We start from the raw sequence: 4,597 nt of genomic DNA, 5'->3' as shown, positions 1-4,597 counted from the left end.
CTCAAAAATTTGCAACGGACTGAGACAGGCTTTCGTTGGAAAATGAATTTAAGCGGCTTAAAAGCGTGTTATCCCAACATTATTGGTTGGCATAATCTTGTAGAAGAAAAGCGCCAAACTTACCACGGCCCCAGCCTCTTTATCCGCGGAGGAGACTCAAACTATGTCACTGGTGAACATAGAAATGCCATCATGACACAATTCCCATTGGCACAAGCAAAAACCCTTGAAGGGTGTGGCCATTGGTTACATGCGCAAAAACCTACCATTTTTAACCGGATTGTGTCTGAATTTATTGACAAACACACGGTGTAAATGACAACGATTCTCGACCTAAATCATATAGCCGACACCTTGTTGATGTGATATATTCGCGCCTCTTTTAGCCTTAGAACACTCTAGAGGACTAAGAAAGTATGTTATCTCAGTACATGGAACAAATTGAGACCATCGGCTTGAACCTGTTTTTTGCCGCGATATTTTTCTTTATCGGCATGGCCATCCACGATGTGCTAAAACAAGGTAACGTACCGAAATTCGGTCGATTTATTGTTTGGTTAGTGTTATTTCTCGGCTGCGCCGGGTTTATTGCAAAAGGTATTATCCAGATGTCTTGGGAAGGTTCAGGCATCGGTTAAACAATAAGAACATGGCAAAAGAAGCAACAGATAGAACGACCATTGACCTTTTTGCCAATGAAAAGCGACGGGGACGCCCACGTAGCAATCCTTTGTCCCGTAGCCAGCAACTTAAGGTCAATAAGCGCAACCAGATCCAGCGGGATAAAGCCAAAGGATTAAAGCGAATAGAGTTAAAGGTGTCACAAGATTTATATGACGCCTTGAATGAGCGGGCATTGGCCAGTAACATCAGCCGAAGCCAGTTAATCGAATTAATTCTTCAGCAAAAAATAGAATGCTGAGCAATCGATAGCAGCAAGATTAACGTATAAGTGAACTAGACATAAAGGATAGACAATGGCAACTGTAGGTCTTTTTTTCGGTAGCGACACAGGCAACACCGAAGCTGTCGCCAAGATGATCCAGAAGAAACTGGGTAAGAAAATGGTTGAGGTGAAAGATATCGCCAAAAGTACCAAAGAACAGATCGCAGAATATGACCTGCTGCTGTTCGGTATCCCAACCTGGTATTATGGTGAAGCACAGTGTGACTGGGATGACTTTTTTCCTGAGTTAGAACAGATTGATTTTACAGACAAACTGGTTGCTATTTTCGGTTGTGGTGATCAAGAAGACTACGCGGAATATTTCCTCGATGCCATGGGCATGATTGGCGATATCGTTCAAGCCCGTGGTGGTATTATCATTGGACATTGGCCTACTGCAGGTTACAACTTCGAAGCTTCTAAAGGCTTAGTGGATGACGATCACTTCATCGGTTTAGGGATTGACGAAGACCGTCAACCAGAGCTGACCGAAGAGCGTGTTGATGCTTGGGTCAAACAAATCTACGAAGAAATGTGTTTAGCAGAACTCGAAGACTAAGCCTAGTTTCATCGAGTGAGCTCTGTAAAAAAAGTGGCCCAATGCCGCTTTTTTTACATTTGTTCTCCACGTAATTGAAAGCGATATTTCCAATGGTAGCTCCCCAACATCCCCACTGGGATATCTTCTGCACTGTCGTCGATAACTACGGTGATATTGGCGTTACTTGGCGTTTAGCCAAACAGTTAGTCAATGAATATCAGATCCCAATTAAGCTTTGGGTCGATGACTTAAACAGTTTTTCGCATATTTTACCGACCCTTGACCCTAACCTCACTTGCCAGATTTTTCATGGCGTGACTATCCTTCATTGGACTACGCCCTTACCTTTGGTTTATGAACCAGGCGCAGTGTTAATTGAAGCCTTCGCCTGCGAATTACCCGATGTAGTGAAGCAACAACTGGCTGAACTGCATATTAAAACACCAAAATCTGTGCCTTTATGGCTTAATTTAGAGTATTTAAGCGCAGAAGATTGGGTCGATGGCTGCCATGGTTTACCCTCGATGCAGGCCAGCGGCATTAGAAAGTACTTCTTTTTCCCAGGCTTTACACCTAAGACGGGTGGACTGATTTGTGAGCGAGAGCTATTTGCCGAGCGCGATGCATGGCAACAGGATAGCGCCAATAAGCTGCAATTATTTGAGCGTCTTGGTCTTAAGGATATTGAAGCGCAAGATACTGTCTATAGCGTCTTTAGTTATGAAACCGAGTCGCTCCCAGCCTTATGTGAACTCTGGCAAGCCACGGCCAAACTCGATGCAAAAATTCACGCCCTTATCCCCAAAGGCCGCAGCTTAAACAGTTTGCAGCACATATTGCCCTGCCCTATAGAGGAATTAATACCTGGGCAGCAAATTAAACTGGGGGATTTAACCCTGCATATCTTGCCGATGACCGATCAAAAGGGATTTGACCGCCTACTATGGAGCTGCGACGTTAACATTGTCCGCGGTGAAGATAGCTTCTTACGGGCCCAATGGGCGGCAAAACCTTTTATTTGGCATATTTATCCGCAAGAAGATGATTATCATCTAATAAAATTAGAAGCTTTTATTCGACTTTACTGCGATAATCTGCCCCCTGATATTGCTGACACTTGGTCTAAATTGAACGTTGCATTTAACCAAGGAGAGCAATCCGCCGTGAAAACTCACTGGCAAAACCTAAATCCAGTCTGTTTGCCACTCTTACAACATGCTAAAGAATGGCCAATTGACGCAATAAATGCTGCAGATCTTGCAACTCGGCTAGTCCAATTTGTGAAAAAAAGCTAAGATGCTGCGCTGATATAGAAAATCGACATATAGGAAATTGTGTAATGAAAACTGCTCATGAAATCCGTCCTGGTAACGTGATCATGTTTGAAGGCAGCCCATGGGTTGTACAGAAAACAGAAACAACTCGTTCTGGCCGTAACGCTGCCATCGTTAAGTTAAAGCTGAAAAACTTACTGCTTAACTCTGGTACTGAAACCACTTTTAAAGGTGAAGATAAGTTAGACGATATTATCCTAGATCGTCTGGATTGTACTTATTCTTACTTTGCTGATCCTATGTATGTATTCATGGATGCAGAATACAACCAATACGACGTAGAAGCTGAAAACTTAGGTGATGCAGCAGCTTACATCGTTGACGGTATGGAAGAAACTTGCCAAGTGACTTTCTACGAAGGCAAAGCAATTTCTGTTGAAATGCCAACCACTATCGTACGTGAAGTGATCTACACTGAGCCATCAGCTCGTGGCGATACTTCAGGTAAAGTAATGAAGCCAGCAACTATCACTGGTGGCGGCACTATCAGCGTGGCTGACTTTGTGAAAGTTGGCGACAAGATTGAAATCGATACCCGTACTGGCGAATTTAAAAAGCGCGTATAACCGCCTTTTTTCGTCAGAGAAAGCCAGTGTCCGCACTGGCTTTTTTATTCTTTGGTAAACGCAATAATTTCCTCAGCAATATTGCTTAAAGCAACCTGCCGACTGACTGCGCCGAGCTTAACAGCCTCTTTTGGCATACCATAAACCACACAACTGGCTTCATCCTGTGCCAATGTTGTGGCTCCAGCATGATGCATATCTAGCAAACCCCGAGCACCATCGTCCCCCATACCAGTCATAATTATGCCTAGGGCATTTTTACCCGCAGCATTAGCGACTGAACGAAACAACACATCAACCGAGGGGCGATGCCGACTGACCAACGGTCCGTCCTTAAGCTGAACACGATATTGAGCACCACTACGTTGTAGCAGCATGTGCTTGCCACCGTTAGCAATGAGCACAAGACCCGGCATCACTCTATCGTTATCTTCGGCTTCTTTCACTTCCATTTCACATAAACTATTTAACCTACTAGCAAAGGCCGCCGTAAAATGCTCTGGCATATGTTGGACAACAACAATACCGGCACTTGTACGTGGCAATGCCGTTAACACGCACTCAAGTGCATGGGTTCCACCCGTTGAAGTTCCGAGTGCAACAACCCGATCCGTGGTTTGGTGTAGCGCATGGTTTGTTGATGTTAACACTACATCGGCGTTATGTTTCGCGGCGACAGGCATTTTTGTAGGGGTATTAACACGCAATTTTGATACTGATGCTTTAGCTGCAGCACGCACGGACTGGAGTAAACGGGCTTGTGATTCCTCCAAAAATCCCTTCAATCCTAATTTAGGTTTAGTAATGATATCAACCGCTCCCGCGGCAAGTGCAGCAATAGTCACTGAAGCACCTTGCTCAGTGAGTGTTGAGCAAATCACAACAGGGGTTGGCCTTTCAGCCATCACTTTTTTTAAGAAAGTAATGCCATCCATTCTTGGCATTTCAATATCAAGAATAATGACATCGGGCCATTGCTGTTCAAATAATTTAAGCGCAAACAACGGATCCCGAGCACAGCCTAATAAGGTAATATCAGGCTGGTTAGATAACATGCTGCTGAGCACTTGTCTGACAACTGCTGAGTCATCGACTATGGCGACATTAATCACAAGGCCCCCTTAAGTCTTGTTAATCCGACCAAATCACCACCGAGTTATTAGAGGTACGCATATCTTCACTCGCTTTATTAAAATATCGGTATTCTTCA

Annotated in this window: 6 protein-coding genes and 1 pseudogene; 6 read left to right on the top strand and 1 reads right to left on the bottom strand. The window is 44.2% G+C overall.

Annotation, left to right across the window (positions count from 1 at the left end):
* From L976_RS07645 to efp, 6 genes and pseudogenes are all read left to right on the top strand, one after another.
* Positions 1–315: pseudogene (locus L976_RS07645) on the top strand (alpha/beta fold hydrolase); the annotation flags it as partial.
* A gap of 101 nt (positions 316–416) precedes the next feature.
* Positions 417–638 carry a DUF2788 domain-containing protein gene (locus L976_RS07640; RefSeq protein WP_007648263.1) on the top strand — a complete coding sequence of 74 codons (222 nt, stop codon included), beginning with the start codon at positions 417–419 and terminating at the stop codon, positions 636–638.
* Positions 639–649: 11 nt separating this feature from the next.
* Positions 650–922, top strand: coding sequence for a LexA regulated protein (ybfE, locus tag L976_RS07635; RefSeq protein ID WP_011072323.1), 273 nt, complete (start codon positions 650–652; stop codon positions 920–922).
* A 55-nt stretch (positions 923–977) separates the two neighbouring features.
* The gene (fldA, locus tag L976_RS07630) at positions 978–1,505 is read left to right on the top strand and encodes a flavodoxin FldA (protein WP_023265275.1); all 528 of its coding nucleotides are present in this window, start codon (positions 978–980) and stop codon (positions 1,503–1,505) included.
* Positions 1,506–1,597: 92 nt separating this feature from the next.
* Positions 1,598–2,782, top strand: coding sequence for an elongation factor P maturation arginine rhamnosyltransferase EarP (gene earP / locus L976_RS07625; protein WP_047535670.1), 1,185 nt, complete (start codon positions 1,598–1,600; stop codon positions 2,780–2,782).
* Between the two features lie 44 nt (positions 2,783–2,826).
* On the top strand, positions 2,827–3,387 hold the full coding sequence (gene efp, locus L976_RS07620; RefSeq protein ID WP_037418480.1) for an elongation factor P: 561 nt from the start codon (positions 2,827–2,829) through the stop codon (positions 3,385–3,387).
* A gap of 44 nt (positions 3,388–3,431) precedes the next feature.
* On the opposite strand, the gene L976_RS07615 is transcribed toward efp, so the two are convergent.
* A complete protein-coding gene (locus L976_RS07615; RefSeq protein WP_037418477.1) occupies positions 3,432–4,499 on the bottom strand; it encodes a protein-glutamate methylesterase/protein-glutamine glutaminase in 1,068 nt (355 codons plus the stop codon).
* Positions 4,500–4,597 lie beyond the last annotated feature (98 nt).

Source organism: Shewanella sp. ZOR0012, from assembly GCF_000798835.1.
GTDB lineage: Bacteria > Pseudomonadota > Gammaproteobacteria > Enterobacterales > Shewanellaceae > Shewanella > Shewanella xiamenensis.
This window is presented reverse-complemented; position numbering and strand designations above follow the sequence as displayed.